The sequence below is a fragment of the Neorhodopirellula pilleata genome (assembly GCF_007859915.1).
GTDB lineage: Bacteria > Planctomycetota > Planctomycetia > Pirellulales > Pirellulaceae > Rhodopirellula > Rhodopirellula pilleata.
In genome coordinates, this window is the sequence record NZ_SJPM01000005.1 from 502,687 (window position 1) to 519,471 (window position 16,785).

Consider the following 16,785-nt stretch of genomic DNA (forward strand, 5'->3'; position numbering starts at 1 on the left):
CATCGCCGGGCGGCGGTGTTTATCCTGTGGAATTCGCCATTCTTTTCGATTGTCTTTGATTTCCATCGAGGACCGCCGCCCTGGGTTGTATCGCGATGAGCGAATTCCTTCTTTATTACCGTCGACCGGACCCCACGACTTGGGTCTACATGTCGTCGTTTTTAACGATCGGATTGTTCTTCGTCTTTCGACGCTTTTGGAGTATCCGCAATCTCGACATCGTCCTATTGATCCTGCTGGCCCCTGGCCTGTTGATGGTCAACGAAGGGTATCGTCGCCAAACCCGCCTGGACCGTGAGATCGCTCGATCGATCGCGATTCAAGAATCGCCACGTCAAACTTTGGTTGCACAAACCACAACACCGGCCGGCCCATCACCGGCCGATCAATCCCTTGGCAGCCGACCCACCGGTGATGCCGAAGCGGAAGACTCAGTCGCAGGTGACTCCATCGTCGGTGACTCAGTCGCGGGTGATGCTCCCCCCGACGCGTCGGATGACGATGCTCTTTCGCCGTCCCAGATCGCCGCTTACCAATCCGCAGTCAACTTGCGCCGGACCGGATTCATTTGGTTGTTCGTCATCGAATTCCTCTTGTTGATTCGGATGTTGTTGGACCCCTTGATGGTTCGCCGGCCATTGTTGGACCCGAACCTCACGACGGGTGGTTTGAACTTCATCGGCATCTCGTTGTTCATCTTCATGATGGCGAACGTCGTCGCCAGCACTCCCGAGATTCAACGAGAACAGGGACCGGAACTGGGCCCTGGATACGCGCTGATGAAGATGTTGCCGACGATCCCGGTGCGACCGGTCAGCGAAGGGATCGCGGGGGCCGAACCACCGACGCTCGCCGAATTGACGTCGGCCGAACAGCGCCGCGCTGCCATCGCCAAGGTGATCGCGATCATCGGACAATCGGCGGTCTTGGTCGGCATCCTGTTGATCGGAAATCGACACTTCGGCAATTTGCGTGCAGGTGCTGGTTGCGCTACTTTGTATCTATTGATGCCCTACACCGCGCAAATGACCGGTCGCGTCGATCACGTCGTGCCGGCCGCCTTGATTCTGTGGGCGATCTTGATGTATCGCAAACCGATCGTTGCCGGACTGTTCGTCGGCGCAGCGGCCGGATTGGTTTATTACCCGCTGTTCCTATTGCCCCTATGGTTTAGTTTTTACTGGCAACGGGGTGTGCGGCGGTTTGCCATCTCAGTCGTGTCGATTCTTTTCTTGTTGACCGCCTTATTGGTGCTCGATGGCAACGAAACGTTCTTAGAACATCTTCGCCGCATGTTCGGGTTGTTCTTGCCGACCCAAGACCCGCGTGGCATTTGGGAATTGGGTTGGAACCCGATCTGGCGATTGCCGGTAATTGTGGCTTTTGTCATTCTGAGCTTCTTCTTCGCGATCTGGCCCGCTCAAAAGAACCTGGGGATCTTGATCAGTTGTTCGGCCGGGTTGATGATCGCCGCGCAGTTTTGGCACGGTTACGGCGGCGGCCTGTACATGGGATGGTTCTTGCCCTTGTTATTGCTCACGATCTTCCGCCCCAACTTGCAGGACCGGATCGCGTTGAAGGTCATTGACGCTCCCGCTGGTTCTCTTTCTCGTCCGATTATTCAAACCGACGCAGCCTAACACGGATGTCGCACTCTTCCTCCGGTGATAACGCTTCAACGCGTTACGCCGACCAACTCGCCTCCATCGACTCCGAACTCCAGACGCACCAAGCGACCGACGGCCGTTTGGGCAGCCTCCGTGTCGGCCTGTTTTTCATCTTCGTCATCGCCTTGGCGTTCGCCGTCAGCACTCAGCAGACGTTTTGGGCGGTCGTCGCGGTTGCGGGTTTGGTGGCTTTCCTCGTGGTCGTCGTTCACAACGAAACGGTCCGAGACAAGATCGGCGTGTTGCAGAACCGAACGCGAACCTTGCGTCGACTCGTCCGCCGATTGGATCGCGATTGGAAATCATTGGCCAAGGATCCACTGGGAAACCTCGACGCGACGTCGCAACCTGATTCAGGCCTTCAACTCGACGCCCGACAAAAAGCGTTGGCGGGTGACCTTGATCTACTCGGCAACGCCTCGTTGTTTCAACTGGTATCGATGGCGGCCACGATGCCCGGTCGGCGAACGTTGGCGAGCTGGCTGACCCAACCGGTGTTACCGCCGGTCGCCATCGATCGCCACATCGCGGTTCGATCTCTCGCCCCTTTACGAGACGACAGGATTCGGTTTTACACGCTTGCTCGGGAAGTCGGCACGTCGACCGGCGATCCGGATTCATTCGTCCGCTGGGCGGGTGGTCCGATGTGGTTGCCCGGCCGACGGTGGTTGCTGACATGGGGGCGGTCGACGGCAGTGATCGCGATCGCGACCGTGTTGGGATTGATTTATGCGATTCTCTCTCAGGACCGCGATCTGACTCGGGTCACGTTCTTTGCCCTGATCGCGATCGCGGTCGTCAATCTGTTGCTCGCATCATGGATGCTCGGCCCCGTGGCGGAAATCTTCAGCATCGCGCTGGCGTCGCGTCGTAGTGTCGATGACTATGCCGAGCTGTTCGACTCGGCGAAGTGGTTGCCCGAATCCGAATCGGGTGACACGTCGGCGGTCGCTTCGATTCGCGAGAACCTGTTGGGCACCGATGCGAATTCGAACTCGCTCGCAGCGAGCAACGCGATGCGAGAACTGTCTGGGATCGCCGCCGCCGCTTCGCTAAAGCATTCCGCCGCGACGTTCCTCGTCTACCTCCCGTTGCAGGCGTTCGGGTTGTGGGATGTCGAAGTCTTGCGTCGTTTGGAAGATTGGAAACAACGTTACGGCGACCAAGCTCAGGCATGGTTCCGATCTCTCGGCGAGCTGGAGTCGTTGCTCTCGTTGGCAGCGCTGGCCGACGAGTATCCCGATTGGGCATCGCCGACATGGTTGAGCGAGAACGATACCGATTCAACGATCACGTGCGTCGGATTGGGACATCCGTTACTGCCCGACGCGTCCCGCGTCCGCAACGACGTGACGATCGGGCCGACGGGAACATTGTTGCTTGTGACGGGCAGCAACATGTCTGGCAAGAGCACGATGCTTCGTAGCCTCGGACTGAACGTCTCGCTCGCGATGGCGGGCGGACCGGTGTGTTGTGAGTCGATGCGGTTGCCGCCGGTGGAGATGGCAACGAGCATCCGCGTTAGCGACGACCTGAGCCAAGGCGTCTCGTTTTACATGGCGGAACTGAATCGGCTCGCTGCGGTGGTCGGGCACGCCCGTGAATTGGCCGCCCAACCGGACCGCCGCTTGCTGTTTTTGCTCGATGAAATTTTGCAGGGCACCAACAGTCGCGAACGCCAAATCGCCGTCACGCGTGTGTTGGGAATGCTTATTCAAAGCGGTGCGATCGGAGCCATCACGACGCACGATTTGGAGCTAGCCGATGAACCCGAACTCTTGAAGGTCGCCCACACCGTTCATTTCCGAGAAACGATCACCCCGGACGCCAGCGGCGACGAACGCATGACGTTCGACTATCGAATGCGACAGGGCGTCTCCCCCACCACCAACGCACTGCGACTACTCGAAATGGTCGGTTTGGGCGAGGAAAAATAACTGGTCGCGGACAAATGAATGGTCAAGTGCGATAGCCGATTGATTCCAACCAAAAGCTACCAAAACCCTGACGTTTGGACCGATTGAGGGTGTGCTACAATCACGGAAGTGTGAAGACCGCCACGAAGGGAGCGATTGATGATCGCGAGAACGAAGAAAAAGCTGACCTACCAAGACTACATCGGTTTTCCCGATGATGGAAACCGACACGAGATCATCGATGGGGACCACTTTATGAACCCGGCTCCGAGCGTTTACCATCAAGCAGTTTCTCGGCGAATCCAGTTTCAGCTCTACACTCAAATCGAGCTAAAGCAGTTGGGCATCGTGGCGGATGCCCCGATCGATGTGCAGCTCACACCGCACGACATCGTCCAGCCGGACTTGGTCATCGTGTTGGCGGGACGGTCAATCATCACGCCGACAAAGATCAAAGGCGTTCCCGATCATCTGATCGAGATTTTGTCGCCATCAAGCGATTACAACGACCGCGTCCTGAAGTTCAATCTTTACGAACGCGAGAAGGTCCCTGAGTACTGGATCGTCGATCCATTCGAACACGAAGTCCAGCAATGCTTGCTCGGTCCTTCAGGCTACCAACGCAGCACACATGAATCGCGAGTGCGTTGCTCTTACTTGGGTGGTGAGATCGAAGTCGATTTGTCAGCGGTGTGGTGAGTCGGGGTATAGGACCAAACTCTTCTGCTCTCTGCGTCTCAGCGAACTCGGCGTTTGAAAACAAACCGTTCTTCTAAAAATTCTGTGCTCGCCTTCAATCCGTCGTTAAGCATTGCCTCGTTCGATTTTTTCTTGCAGTTCTTGGCATCCTTCTGAGGGGGTGCTGCACATGGAACAACGTGAGACACCATCGGGATCGGTTCTTGCGTTCAGACCGCCGCACGAGCCGCTGATCGATTTGCGGCCGAAGATCACTCCGATCGCCATCGCGATCAAGACGGCGCCGAAACCGACGGCGGTGAGGATCAAGATCGGCATCATGCGTTCGCCAAAGCCGGCTTCGTTGCTGGCGGCACTTTGAGCCAGCGTTCCGGCTCGGCTCAGCACTCCGGCTTGGTTCATTCGCTCGGCGACTTCGGCCAATGCACCGGTTCCGGTGATTTCGAAGGAGATCATTTTGGGGTTGCCTTGGTTGGGATCAGTGACGCGTTGAATCAGCAAGCTATCGAGTCCGTTTTCTTTTGCAAGCTGCCACGCAGCTTGCGGCCCGGCGACGTTTAATGCCGTCGCCCATCCGTCGGCTTGGGCACACGTCGGTGCGATCACGGTGACCGAAGCAAGCATGTGGTCGATCGGCCGCCCGGTCGTGGGATCGATCGTATGGGAATATCGTTTGCCATCGACTTCGAAAAAGTTCCGATAATCACCCGACGTTGCCATCGCGTTGTCGTGCATCGGATGTGCCAATGCCAGTTCATTGGCATCCGCGTCGGGCTTTTGAATCCCTACTTTCCATGCGACCGATCCCGAAGGGGTTTGTTTGGCGCCACTGACACGGACCTCGCCTCCGATTTCCACAAATACGTTTTCCGCGCCTCGCTCGTTCAATAACGCGACCACCCGGTCAACGCCATGTCCTTTGGCGATCGCTGAAAGATCAATTCGGAGCTCGGGGATGGACTTCTTGATCGCCGGCGGCTCGAGCCTCGCTTCGAGAAACTGGTGTCCGACACGTTGGCGGATCGATTCGATCTCATCGGGCTCGGGGACCGTTTGACTTCGCTTAGTCGGACCGAAGCTCCAGCGATCCACCAGAGGGCCGACGGTGACGTCGAGGCGTCCAGCGGAGCTATCACCGATTTCCAACGCAAGCTGCACGACCTCGGCGGTTTGTCGACTGACCGGAAACCAATCGGTGCTCGTCGAGTCATTGAACCGGCTCAGTTCGCTCGTCTTGAGATACGTCGACATTTGGTCGTTGACTTGCCGAAGTTCGGCTTCGATCGCGAACGAGGTTTCTTCACGCCAATCTTCACCACCCGGTGCCCCGGATACCTTCACCATATAGGTCGTACCCATCGTGGACCCGCGGAATGACCACAGGTCGACGGGCGAAGTGTCACTTGACCACGCCGACAACGACGAAGTGAGCAAACAAACGCTGATAATGAAAAACGCGGCGTGCCGGAGGACACGTCGCGTCATGCGATGGTTTCTCATTTTCTTAGACAAACGTGCCTCTTGACGTGGTGCCGACTTTCAATCGACGTTTCTGGAATTGGCGACTACAAGTCGCCACCACGTTCTTTTTTAATTGCTTAACCGCCGAAGTCGTCGTAAGCGATGTTTTCAGGTTCCACGCCCAAGTCGTCGAGCATTCGGAACACGGCGGCGTTCATCATCGGAGGTCCACAGATGTAGTACTCGATGTCTTCGGGTGCCGGGTGCTTGCTGAGATAATTTTCGAGCAAGACTTGGTGAATGAACCCGACGTAACCGTCCCAATTGTCTTCGGGGGCCGGCTCGGACAAGGCGATGTTGAACTGAAAGTTCGGAAATTCCTTCTCGATATCGCGGAAGTGTTCGATGTAGAACAACTCGCGTAGCGAGCGTCCGCCGTACCAGTAACTAACCTTCCGATCCGTCTTTTGGCGTTTGAACAGTTCGAAGATATGACTTCGCAACGGAGCCATACCCGCACCACCGCCGATGTATACCATCTCGGCTTGGCTGTCTTTGATGAAGAACTCACCGTAAGGCCCGCTGATGGTGGCCTTGTCACCTGGTTTGAGCGAGAAGATGTAACTGCTCATTTTGCCCGGCGGGGTGCCTTCGGGAGCACGCGGTGGCGGCGAGGCAACCCGAACATTGAGCATGATGATGCCCTTTTCACCGGGGTAGTTCGCCATCGAATAGGCTCGTACGACGGGCTCATCGACCTTCGAAACGTAACGCCAAATGTTGTACTGATCCCAATCGGGGTGATACTTTTCGGCGATGTCGAAGTCTTTGTAGTGAATCTCGTGCGGTGGGCATTCGATCTGAATGTAACCTCCGGCACGGAAGTCGACTTCCTCACCTTCGGGCAGTTGCAAAACGAACTCTTTGATGAACGTGGCAACGTTATTGTTACTCTTGACGGTGCATTCCCACTTCTTTGTGTCGAAGGCTTCCGGCGGAACCTCCACGACCATGTCTTGCCTGACCGCGACTTGGCAACTGAGTCGCTCGCCTTCGGCGGCGGCTTTTTTGTTGATGTGTCCGGTCTCGGTCGGCAGCAGGTCACCGCCGCCGGCTTCTACTTTCACCTTGCATTGTGCACAGGTTCCGCCGCCACCACAGGCGCTCGAAACAAACACGCCGGCGTCGGCGAGCGCACCGAGCAACTTACCGCCCGCTGGGACTGTGATTTCCTTTTGGTGATTGATCATGATCTTGACCGGACCGGAAGCGACCAGTTGGCGTTTGGCGGCCAAGATCAGCATCACCAGGGCGATGACGACGACCGTGAACATCACCACGCCCAAGACGACGACCGCAGCCTTGGAGGCACCGAGAAACAACAGAGAGGCAAACATCTTCAAAAGCTCTTTTGAATGAACCGGCTCGCGCCGGAAAATGGAACAGGTGACGGGCCTACAACTGAATACCGCTGAACGACATGAATGCCAGCGACATCAATCCAACCGTAATGAACGTGATTCCTAAACCGCGAAGTGGAGGAGGAACATCGCTGTACTTCAATTTTTCTCGAATTCCGGCAAGCGCCATGATGGCCAATGCCCAACCGACGCCGCATCCGAATCCGTATGTCACCGATTCACCCAGCGAGTAGTTGTTCTGTTCCATGAACAGCGACGCACCCAAGATCGCACAGTTGACCGTGATCAACGGAAGGAAGATCCCGAGCGCCGTGTAAAGCGATGGGATGAACTTATCCAAAAACATTTCGAGGATCTGAACCAAAGCGGCGATCACGCCGATGTAGCTGATGAACCCGAGAAACGTGAGATCAACCTCGGCGAAGTTGATCGTTTCGGTGGGTACGATTCCTTGGGCCCATGTCAACGCGCCCTTCTTGAGCAGCAGTGAGTAGATGATCTGGTTTGCCGGCACGGTAATCGCTTGGATCACGATCACCGCGATGCCCAGACCCATGGCCGTCTTGACGTTCTTGCTGACCGCGAGGAACGTACACATTCCCAGGAAGAACGCGAGTGCCAAGTTCTCAACGAACACCGCCTTCATGAAAATGCTGAGGTGAGTTTCGACGATTTCCATTGCTTACGCCTCTTCGATTTGTTCGGGTTTGTTGTACCGGATGACCCAAATCAGGAATCCGATGATGAAGAATGCACTCGGCGGCAAGAGCATCAAGTTGTTCGGGTTGTACCAACCGCCGTTGCGGTCGAGTTCCATCAGCGTGATGCCGAACAAGCTTCCATTGCCGAATAGTTCGCGGAAAAACGCCACGATCATCAGCACGAGCCCATACCCGAGACCGTTCCCGATTCCGTCCAGGAAGCTTACACCGGGGGAGTTCTTCATGGCAAAACCTTCCGCCCGACCCATCACGATGCAGTTGGTGATGATCAATCCGACGAACACCGACAATTGCTTGCTGATGTCAAAGAAGTAGGCCTTGAGAAACTGGTCGACCACAATCACCAGCGACGCGATCACGGTCATCTGCACGATGATCCGAATGCTGCTGGGGATGTAAGACCGGATCGCACTGACGGCGAGGTTGCTGAACGCGACAACCGCGACGACCGCGAGTGACATCACCAATGAAGTTTCCATTTTGGTCGTCACCGCAAGGGCGGAACAGATTCCCAGAATCTGCAACGCGATCGGGTTGTTGTTGATCAACGGGTCGACCAGAACGTCGACGGTTTTCTTAGCCATGGGTGGCATCTCCTGCGTTCGCGGTTGTATTGATCGCGGATTCTTTTACGTCGGCTTTCGCGGCCGATGACTCGGTTGAGCCGTTTTTGATTTCTTCAGCGAGCTTGTCCAAAAACGGGCCGTAGGCTTCATCGCTCGCCCAGTACTGGACCAGGTTCGTTACACCACGACTGGTGATCGTCGCGCCCGAAAGACCATCGACGGCGTATGGATCGGTATCTGGCGCGGGTCCTTTGGCGACCATCGCGGACGGTTCACCCTTTTCGTTGTAAAGTTGCAAACCTTCCCACTGGGCCTTCCAGGCCGGGTTATCGACTTCTCCGCCTAGTCCAGGCGTTTCTTGGTGTTGATAAAACGTGATCCCTTGGATGGTCTTCAAATCGCTCTTGAGCGCGAGATATCCGTACAACGTTCCCCATAGGCCTTTGCCATAGATCGGCAAGACGACCTGGCGAAGCTGGTCTGAACCGGGTCGACGAACGAAGTAAACCTTCATCGTCTTGGGACGTCGGTCTTCGCCCGGATCGATCGTCGGGTTGACGATTTCGATGCTCGTATCGGGATTCACGGCAAATTCGGCGAGGTCGTACTTTTCGGGATCGACCTCGGTGTTGTAGTCACCGGTATCCAAGTCCACCATCTTTTCGCTTACCCAAGTGTAAAGATCATCGATCTCTTTACGGCTGAGTTGCGACGCGGGCTTGCCGAATTCGTTAATCGGAATTCCGGCGGCGTCGAGGATGTTTTTCTGTTGATCGAGTTTCTGGTTGGCGGCCTGCAATGGACGCAGCGCGACGGCGGCGGCACTCACGGCCAACGAACAAACCACGCACAACACAGTGGCGACCAGGATCGTGCCTGGCAAGGAATCTTTAGGCGGCATAACGGGCAACCCTCCTGCGGACGTTGGCTTGAACGACGAAGTAATCGATCAAGGGAGCAAACACATTGCCGAACAAAATCGCCAACATGATGCCTTCGGGGAATGCGGGATTAACGACTCGAATCAGGACGGTCATGAAGCCGATCAAGCCGCCGTAGATCCATTTTCCGGTTTCGGTCATCGAGGCACTGACCGGGTCGGTGGCCATGAAGACCAGTCCGAACGCCAAGCCGCCGATCACCAGGTGCCAATAAAACGGGACACCGAACATGGCGTTGGTTTCGCTGCCGACCGCATTGAGCAGCAAGCTCGTCGCGATCGTTCCGGCGATCACACCACTCATGATCTTCCACGATCCGATGCCGGTCGCGATCAAGATCGCCGCGCCGACAAGGCACAACAGTGCGCTGGTTTCGCCGACGCAGCCTTGGATCGTTCCCAAGAACGCACTCATCCAGGTAATCGGCTCGACACCTCCCCAAACATATTCGATCGAATTCAGCGAGGCGACGGCGTTGTTTTCGGCATTGGCCATCGCACCCAGAGCGGTCGCACCGCTGAAACCGTCGACGGCGGTCCAGACCTTATCGCCGCTGATTTGACCGGCGTAGGCAAAGTAAAGGAACGCCCGCGAAGTCAACGCAACGTTGAGGAAGTTACGCCCCGTGCCGCCGAAGACTTCTTTGGCAACAATCACACCAAAGGCTATCCCTAAAGCGACCTGCCACAATGGAATCGAGGCGGGTAACGTCAGCGGATACAACAAGCCGGTCACCAAGAACCCCTCGTTGATCTCGTGGCCGCGAAGCACGCTGAAGACCATCTCGATATGACCGCCGACAAACATCGTCACGGCATAAATCGGGAGGAAGAAGATCGCCCCATAAACAAAATTGTCGATGAAGTTGTTCGGGTCGTGCCCTAAACCGATCGCCGTGTGAACGGTGTGGTGCCAATCAAAATCAACGTCGACACCCGCAGCGGTCATCTGCTCGATCGCATAGTTAGCTTGATAGCCAACATTCCACATCCCGAATAACGTCACCGGGATCAAGGCGACGACGACCATGATCATCATTCGCTTCAAATCGATGTTGTCGCGAACGTGGGTGCGTCCCTTGGTCGTTTCCCCGGGGGTAAACAAAAACGTGTCGAGCGCTTCGTAAACGGGGTAGGCCTTTTCAAGTATTCCCCCTTTCGCGAAGTAGGGGTGAACGCTGTCGAAGGCGTCACGCAGTGGTTTCATTGGAGTGTCTCAAAAGTGAGAGATGGATGGATTCGAAAATGGAGTGCTGGCGAGCGGGATCAACCGGATGCGTCGGCGGTTAACCTTCACGCTCGATCGTCGTTAGGCTTTCGCGGAGCAGCGAACCGTACTCGTACTTGCCGGGGCAAACAAACGTACACAGTGCCAAGTCTTCTTCCTCGAGCTCGAGTGCGCCGAGTTGTTGGGCGGAATCGGTGTCGCGAACGATCAGGGCCCGCAACAACTGCGTCGCCAAAATGTCCATCGGCATCATTCGCTCGTACGTGCCCATCGGCACCATGGCTCGCTCAGATCCACCCGTGGAAGTGGTGAAAGCGAACTTTTGCGATGGCCTGGTCGCCGAAGCAAAAATGCGAGTGACCGAAAACTTATCAAAGCCGGGTTTTTGCCAGCCCAAGAACTCGCGGTAGTCGCCTTCTTGAATGACCGAAACCTGTTGGTGATACCGCCCCAAGTAATTGTGAGGGGCTCGAGCCGTGTGACCCGACAGGACCGAACCGGAGATCGGCCGGACTTTCACGTCGGTGCTGATCTGCGACTCGAGCAAATCATCGATGCAGGCTCCCAAACGTGTTTCAATCAATCGAGGCTGCTTCACCATCGGACCGGCCAACGAAATGATCCGTCGGACATCGACCTTGCCCGTCTGGAACAAAGAACCGATGGCGATGACGTCTTGATAACCGATGTACCAAACCGTTTTGTGGGGACCGACCGGATCGAGGAAGTGGATGTGCGTGCCCGGCAAACCTGCCGGATGAGGACCGCTGAAGTCCGCCAGTTCAACGCCGTTGACTTCGCCACCGGGAATCTCCGCTCCCGCCGCCTTGCACAAATAAACCGAGCCCTCGGTCAGTTTGGTGAGAGCTTGCAAACCCAACACGAATTGGTCTTTGCGTTCGCTCATCACGACCGCCGGATCGGCCGCCAGCGGATTGGTATCGATCGCGGTCACGAAAATCGAACGTGGCGTCGATCCCAACGCGGGAACCTTGCCGAACGGACGGGTCCTTAACGAAGTCCACAATCCACTTTGTATCAATTGCTCCGCGACGCCTGCACCGCCCAACCCGATCGGGTCTTTGCCTTTGGCCCCGTCGAAGGTGACCGAGTCATCTCCGTCGACGTTGATCGTGATCGCTTCAAATTTTCGCTTGGCACCCCGCACGACACTGCCAACGGTGCCCGCAGCCGGGGACGTGAAAATTACGCCAGGATTCTTCTTGTCTTCGAACAGCGGTTGGCCGATCGAAACGCGATCACCTTCGGCGACCAACATCGTCGGACGCATCCCAATGTAGTCATCGCCCAACAAAGCGACGCTGCGGACAAGCGGACCGATCTCGACCCGTTGCTCGGGGGCACCCAGGATCGGTAGATCGAGACCTTTGTTGATTCGGGTGCGATTTTGAATAGCGGGCATGTACGCGGAGGCAAGCGGAGGAGAGGAAGGAACCAGCGAGCGACACTGAAGAGCGACTTTGTGAAATTTGTAACAAAGTCGTTTTGGCAAAAAGCGGTTGGTCTGTTATCGACCAAGACCGCTGTTTCCTTGCTTACTATTGCACAGCCTTTGAATTTTGACAACGGCAGAAAATCGGTGAGACCTTTGTCAACGTTCATTCCTAGTACTTTGTCTAGATTCAACTTTAGTGTTGGCAGCATTAGCCGTTTGGGTGCTAGCGGGCTGTTGATTTAGTTTGCATCGCAACCCGAAGCGTGAGCGAGGGATACCTACAAAGAATTTAATGGCGATCAATCCCTCGCTCACGCTTCGGGTTACGATTAAATCAACACGCCGCTAGCGACAAAACGGCTAATCCTAAAATTAAAGTTGGACAAAGCATTAGCGGCAACGGACCAAGTCGTCCATCGATATTTTGTCGGCCTTGATCGCCGCCGCGATCATCGTCAGGAACCGATCAGCGTCGGTCGGGTAACCCGCCGTTGGTTTGAATGCTGAGTCATTTTGAGTGCCGTTACTGGCTGAACGAGCAGCCGGCAAACCGTCGCTGCTCGCCGCTTCCCATCGCTTCCGAAAATAATCATTCAGGGATGCCATCGCGACTTCACGCAAATACTTCGCATGCAATGAACTCAACGCGACCGGGACGAAACGATCGCCCTTGACGCTGAAGTGCATCCGCATCGTCCGCCCGGCCGATCCGGTTTCGTAAACGCTTTGCCGCGCTGACTCAGCGATCACCCGGACGGGCGTTTCGCCGAATTGCTGCTGAATTGGACCCGCATAATAACGACGTCCGCCGTGACGGTCGAAATAAACCTGAACGGGCTCGGAAGTCGGCGAGGGATCGTCGGCCCGCTGGCTTTCAATCGTCGCCAACCAATCCGCCGCCAATCCGATGCTGGTCTCGCCGAGCAAGTCGCTTTTGTTAGCACCGTCGGCGGCTCCACAGAAACGATTGAAATGCGCGGCGTCGATCATCCTCGCTCGAACGTCAATCAATCTCCAAGGCGATTTCGCCCAACGGTTGATCGCTTCCCCGCAATCCGTTTTCGGTGTCCAAGCGGTCTCGACGAGTTCTTGCAGCCGCGGCGAACTCGCCAGCGAGGCCAACCAGGGGACGGCCGCGATTCTCGCGATGTCGTCCGGAATCAGCGTCGCGATCCGGCGGGCCAAGTCCGGTTCGGTTCGGCCGCTCGCGTGATGGGCGACCGAAACGATCCGGTGCAACGTCGCGAGCGAGCCGCCATTTTTACCCGACGATCGGCTGCGAAAGATCTGTTTCGAGTCGTCGACGCGAATCGTCGTCGCCTGCACGCGAACGGGCGCCGCGATGGGTGCGAACGCGTCGGGGTCGGCGGCGTCGATCGATCGGTCGCTCATCGCGACGTCGAAGGCCGCGTCGACTCGACGCCACAATGTCCCCGCAACCACCAAAGGGCCTAGTTTTGGGCCGTAGCCCGCTTCATCGATTGCGATCAACCACATGGTGTGTTTTCCACTCGCCCCGGGGCGAATTGGGACGAAGCCCTAGTAAAGCGGATTCAACTTATTAGCTTATGAACCCACGCTACCCGTTCGAGCCATCCTGAGGAACCCACATCATGTCACGCGGAACCGTCCTGATCACCGGAGCCACCGGAATGGTCGGCAGTTTAGTCGCCAAAGAAGCGTTGCGAGCCGGGTACACGGTCCGCGCGATGGTCCGCCCGACCAGCGACCTGAGTTCGCTCGAAGGGCTCGATATCGAAACCGTGCACGCCGACTTGGCGGATTTGGATAGCCTGCCCGCGGCGGTTTCGGACGTCGATTATGTGATCAACACCGCCGCCCACGTCGGCGATTGGGGTCCGGCGGAAAAGTTTCGTGCGATCAACGTCGTGGCACTCGAGGCGATGCTGATCGCGGCTCGCAAAGCCGGGCGGATCAAACGCTGGGTCCAAATCAGTTCGCTCGGTGTGTATGCGGCGACCCATCATTACGGAACCGACGAAACGACGCCCCCCGACCTCACCGGACTCGACGGCTATACGGCCACCAAGGCGGAAGCCGAGGTGTTGTTGAACCAAACGATCCGACAACACGATTTTCCGGCCACCATCATTCGGCCCGGATTCATCTACGGCCCAGGCGACCGACACGTCGTCCCCCGGATCATCGAACGGCTATCCGAAGGCCAAATGAAACTCATCGGTGACGGCCAAAAGAAACTCAACAACACTTATGCCGGCAACCTCGTCGACGCGATCATGTTGGCGATCGACAAAGACGAAGCGATCGGGGAAACCTTCAACATCCGCGACGAAAGGCTCGTCACCCGCGAAGAGTTCGTCGGCGCGATCGCCGATCACATGGGATTGCCGATGCCTAAAAAGGTACCCGAATGGTTGGCCCGTAGCGCGGTCGGATTCATCGAAGGTTTCGCCAAGATGCGTGGCGCCCAAACGGCACCGCTGTTGACCAACGCGCGGATTAAATTCCTGACGTTGAATCTCGACTTCTCGATCGACAAGGCGAAACGGTTGCTCGGTTATCAACCCAAGACCGACTTCCGCGAGGGCATGAAGACGGCACTACAGTGGGCCCAAGAGCATGACTTGATGCCTCGTCGTTCGACGACAAGCGGATCAGCCAGCGACACTTCGGTCGAGCAGAAGACGGCTTGATGGAGCCGCCAGAGCCGTCGCCACCGCATCAACAGCAACAGCCACAGCGACCACCGAGACGGTCGCTCGGCCCGATGGTGGGTCGTCTCTTTCGCTCATCCACTTTCTATCTCGTCGTCGGCATCTTGGCCTTGGGAGCGGTCGCGACCCGCTGGCTCTCCGATCACGATCCTGCCGAGTTTCAGGCGACGCTCGGTGCCGCAGCAATACCGGTGACGTTGACGTTGCACGTCGTGTTGGCGGTCTCGCCATTCCCCTCGGACCTGATCGCGATCGCCAGCGGCGCGATCTACGGCTTCGGATTGGGATTTTGTTTGAGCTGGACGGGGTGGTTCATCGCGAGCGTTTTGGAGTTCGGATTGGGGCGACGAGCACGCCAAGACTTTGAGCTGGAACAAGGTTTGCAACGAGCTCCGAAATGGTTGCGGCGATTCCCCGTCGATCATCCGGTCTTTTTAGTCGGAGTTCGTCAGGTCCCGTGGCTCGGCATGCACGTTGGGTCGTTCCTTCCCGGCGCATCCGGCGTCGGTATCGGACGTTTCCTGTGGTGTACCGCGATCGGGATTATCCCCGGCTCGGTGCTCATGACGGCCATCGGCGCGGGCTTGATCGACGGTCGGAATTAAGCTGCGTGAGATTCAAGACTTCGTGTTGAATCGAGACGTAGAATTGATTCAAGACGTAGGTTGGCGAGTTCGGGATCTTGTTAACGATCCGGCGCGACGTGAACCCTCGACAAAATCCCACTATTGCGAACGCGTTTGTTGGCTTCCGACTCATCACGAAATTCATCACCACGAGACTTTTAAGACATGTTGCGACTCCTACCTTTCGTCATCCTGATAACTTCCCTGATAACCTCTTTGCCCGGTAACGATTCGGCGAAAGCCGCTTCCCCGACCGGATGGAGCCCTATCATCATCCCCACCGGAGAGTATCGGGCACAAATTCAAGCGATGCCGATCCATCGCCGGCCGGGGCGGCCTCTACATGTTTACGGCAATACGATCCGCATGATCGAACAAGCCCAAACCGCCGATGCCCCCGTTCGCCCGCTGCGACAGATCTTATTTGGAGCGTCCACGCTAATGCCATCGCGTAGATAACCATCGCACAAAACAAACCAATAACTTGGTAGTGGAACGTTGATTGCGGGTTGTGGATTGCGGGTTGTGGAACGTTGGTTATCGTTGCGGATGGCACGGAAGTCAAAGCGAAGGGCAGGTCTGTTCGCAAATTGCGACCCGATGGGTTAGAGTCATCCTATCGATGCCCATTCTTTTCACTCCGAGAGTTTTACCATGCCGCGTCCCCACGTTTCTCGCCGCGGACTCCTGACCGCTGGCGGTGCCGCCATGCTTGCTTCGCCGTTTTTCACAACGAAGGGGTTGCTTGCCGAAGAACTGATGGCAACACCACGGCTGACCGAAGGACCGTTTTATCCCGATCGCTTGCCACTGGATCAGGACAACGACCTGATCTTGATCGGTGACAACACGACACCGGCGGTCGGTGAGATCACAAACTTCAATGGACGTATTTTGACGCTTGCCGGTTCGCCGGTGCGCAATGCCACCGTTGAAATATGGCAGTGCGACGCCAACGCGGTATATCTGCATTCCCGCGACAGCGACTCAAAGAAAACGCAGCAAGATTCGAACTTCCAAGGTTACGGCAAGTTTGAAACGGCGTCCGACGGCGGCTATCGCTTCCGCACGATCAAACCGGTTCCTTATCCCGGCCGACCGGCGCCACACATTCATATCAAGGTGTCGCAAAACGGACACGAAGTCCTAACGACTCAGTGCATGATTCGGGGCAACGAAGGCAACTCGACAGACGGCGTGTTCCGCCGTCTCAGTGATCCGGCTGAACAAAAATTGATCATGGCGGATTGGAACCGAATTCCGAATTCAAAGATCAACGAGTGGACCGCGAACTTCGACATCGTCTTGGGACGCACTCCGGACGATCGGCCAACGCAAGGCTCCTAGCCACCTACCGACCCGCGTCAAAGCTTGGGATCGAAATCAA

General features: G+C 56.6%; 14 protein-coding genes. 6 read left to right on the plus strand and 8 right to left on the minus strand.

The window, feature by feature from the left end:
- Nucleotides 1-95 precede the first annotated feature (95 nt).
- The 3 genes from Pla100_RS14755 (at nt 96) to Pla100_RS14765 (ending at nt 4,282) form a co-directional block, all read left to right on the plus strand.
- Nucleotides 96-1,640, plus strand: coding sequence for a hypothetical protein (locus tag Pla100_RS14755; protein WP_146578453.1), 1,545 nt, complete (start codon nt 96-98; stop codon nt 1,638-1,640).
- 5 nt (nt 1,641-1,645) lie between these two features.
- A complete protein-coding gene (locus Pla100_RS14760; protein WP_146578454.1) occupies nt 1,646-3,604 on the plus strand; it encodes a MutS family DNA mismatch repair protein in 1,959 nt (652 codons plus the stop codon).
- A 138-nt stretch (nt 3,605-3,742) separates the two neighbouring features.
- The gene (locus Pla100_RS14765) at nt 3,743-4,282 is read left to right on the plus strand and encodes a Uma2 family endonuclease (RefSeq protein WP_146578455.1); all 540 of its coding nucleotides are present in this window, start codon (nt 3,743-3,745) and stop codon (nt 4,280-4,282) included.
- Between the two features lie 105 nt (nt 4,283-4,387).
- On the opposite strand, the gene Pla100_RS14770 is transcribed toward Pla100_RS14765, so the two are convergent.
- The 8 genes from Pla100_RS14770 to Pla100_RS14805 form a co-directional block, all read right to left on the minus strand.
- Nucleotides 4,388-5,767, minus strand: a complete 1,380-nt coding sequence (locus Pla100_RS14770) for an FAD:protein FMN transferase (protein WP_231603065.1) — start codon at nt 5,765-5,767, stop codon at nt 4,388-4,390.
- A 113-nt stretch (nt 5,768-5,880) separates the two neighbouring features.
- A complete protein-coding gene (gene nqrF / locus Pla100_RS14775) occupies nt 5,881-7,140 on the minus strand; it encodes an NADH:ubiquinone reductase (Na(+)-transporting) subunit F (RefSeq protein ID WP_146578456.1) in 1,260 nt (419 codons plus the stop codon).
- Nucleotides 7,141-7,198: 58 nt separating this feature from the next.
- Nucleotides 7,199-7,837 carry an NADH:ubiquinone reductase (Na(+)-transporting) subunit E gene (gene nqrE / locus Pla100_RS14780; protein WP_197167963.1) on the minus strand — a complete coding sequence of 213 codons (639 nt, stop codon included), beginning with the start codon at nt 7,835-7,837 and terminating at the stop codon, nt 7,199-7,201.
- Between the two features lie 9 nt (nt 7,838-7,846).
- Complete coding sequence (locus tag Pla100_RS14785; RefSeq protein ID WP_146578458.1) at nt 7,847-8,470, minus strand: NADH:ubiquinone reductase (Na(+)-transporting) subunit D; 624 nt, start codon at nt 8,468-8,470, stop codon at nt 7,847-7,849.
- A complete protein-coding gene (locus Pla100_RS14790; RefSeq protein ID WP_146578459.1) occupies nt 8,463-9,353 on the minus strand; it encodes a Na(+)-translocating NADH-quinone reductase subunit C in 891 nt (296 codons plus the stop codon). Before Pla100_RS14790 ends, Pla100_RS14785 begins: the two co-directional genes overlap by 8 nt.
- Nucleotides 9,343-10,599 carry an NADH:ubiquinone reductase (Na(+)-transporting) subunit B gene (locus tag Pla100_RS14795; RefSeq protein ID WP_146578460.1) on the minus strand — a complete coding sequence of 419 codons (1,257 nt, stop codon included), beginning with the start codon at nt 10,597-10,599 and terminating at the stop codon, nt 9,343-9,345. Before Pla100_RS14795 ends, Pla100_RS14790 begins: the two co-directional genes overlap by 11 nt.
- A gap of 79 nt (nt 10,600-10,678) precedes the next feature.
- The gene (locus tag Pla100_RS14800) at nt 10,679-12,043 is read right to left on the minus strand and encodes a Na(+)-translocating NADH-quinone reductase subunit A (RefSeq protein WP_146578461.1); all 1,365 of its coding nucleotides are present in this window, start codon (nt 12,041-12,043) and stop codon (nt 10,679-10,681) included.
- A 423-nt stretch (nt 12,044-12,466) separates the two neighbouring features.
- Nucleotides 12,467-13,573 carry a ribonuclease H family protein gene (locus tag Pla100_RS14805; RefSeq protein WP_146578462.1) on the minus strand — a complete coding sequence of 369 codons (1,107 nt, stop codon included), beginning with the start codon at nt 13,571-13,573 and terminating at the stop codon, nt 12,467-12,469.
- A 116-nt stretch (nt 13,574-13,689) separates the two neighbouring features.
- Here Pla100_RS14805 and Pla100_RS14810 point away from each other — a divergent pair, with 116 nt between their 5' ends.
- The 3 genes from Pla100_RS14810 to Pla100_RS14825 all read left to right on the plus strand — a co-directional run bounded on the left by Pla100_RS14810 (nt 13,690) and on the right by Pla100_RS14825 (nt 16,745).
- Entirely contained in the window at nt 13,690-14,751 is a 1,062-nt protein-coding gene (locus tag Pla100_RS14810; RefSeq protein ID WP_146578463.1) for an NAD-dependent epimerase/dehydratase family protein, read from the plus strand.
- On the plus strand, nt 14,751-15,377 hold the full coding sequence (locus tag Pla100_RS14815; RefSeq protein WP_231603066.1) for a TVP38/TMEM64 family protein: 627 nt from the start codon (nt 14,751-14,753) through the stop codon (nt 15,375-15,377). The genes Pla100_RS14810 and Pla100_RS14815 overlap by 1 nt, the downstream gene beginning before the upstream one ends.
- Nucleotides 15,378-16,052: 675 nt before the next feature.
- Complete coding sequence (locus Pla100_RS14825; RefSeq protein ID WP_146578465.1) at nt 16,053-16,745, plus strand: dioxygenase family protein; 693 nt, start codon at nt 16,053-16,055, stop codon at nt 16,743-16,745.
- The last annotated feature ends 40 nt before the right edge of the window (nt 16,746-16,785 follow it).

What these genes read in the sequence shown, in the direction of transcription:
- Pla100_RS14755 (WP_146578453.1), top strand. Translation starts at nt 96, where the DNA reads ATGAGCGAATTCCTTCTTTATTACCGTCGACCGGACCCCACGACTTGG.
- Pla100_RS14760 (WP_146578454.1), top strand. Translation starts at nt 1,646, where the DNA reads ATGTCGCACTCTTCCTCCGGTGATAACGCTTCAACGCGTTACGCCGAC.
- Pla100_RS14765 (WP_146578455.1), top strand. Translation starts at nt 3,743, where the DNA reads ATGATCGCGAGAACGAAGAAAAAGCTGACCTACCAAGACTACATCGGT.
- Pla100_RS14770 (WP_231603065.1), bottom strand. Translation starts at nt 5,767, where the DNA reads ATGACGCGACGTGTCCTCCGGCACGCCGCGTTTTTCATTATCAGCGTT.
- nqrF (WP_146578456.1), bottom strand. Translation starts at nt 7,140, where the DNA reads ATGTTTGCCTCTCTGTTGTTTCTCGGTGCCTCCAAGGCTGCGGTCGTC.
- Pla100_RS14785 (WP_146578458.1), bottom strand. Translation starts at nt 8,470, where the DNA reads ATGGCTAAGAAAACCGTCGACGTTCTGGTCGACCCGTTGATCAACAAC.
- Pla100_RS14790 (WP_146578459.1), bottom strand. Translation starts at nt 9,353, where the DNA reads ATGCCGCCTAAAGATTCCTTGCCAGGCACGATCCTGGTCGCCACTGTG.
- Pla100_RS14795 (WP_146578460.1), bottom strand. Translation starts at nt 10,599, where the DNA reads ATGAAACCACTGCGTGACGCCTTCGACAGCGTTCACCCCTACTTCGCG.
- Pla100_RS14800 (WP_146578461.1), bottom strand. Translation starts at nt 12,043, where the DNA reads ATGCCCGCTATTCAAAATCGCACCCGAATCAACAAAGGTCTCGATCTA.
- Pla100_RS14805 (WP_146578462.1), bottom strand. Translation starts at nt 13,573, where the DNA reads ATGTGGTTGATCGCAATCGATGAAGCGGGCTACGGCCCAAAACTAGGC.
- Pla100_RS14810 (WP_146578463.1), top strand. Translation starts at nt 13,690, where the DNA reads ATGTCACGCGGAACCGTCCTGATCACCGGAGCCACCGGAATGGTCGGC.
- Pla100_RS14815 (WP_231603066.1), top strand. Translation starts at nt 14,751, where the DNA reads ATGGAGCCGCCAGAGCCGTCGCCACCGCATCAACAGCAACAGCCACAG.
- Pla100_RS14825 (WP_146578465.1), top strand. Translation starts at nt 16,053, where the DNA reads ATGCCGCGTCCCCACGTTTCTCGCCGCGGACTCCTGACCGCTGGCGGT.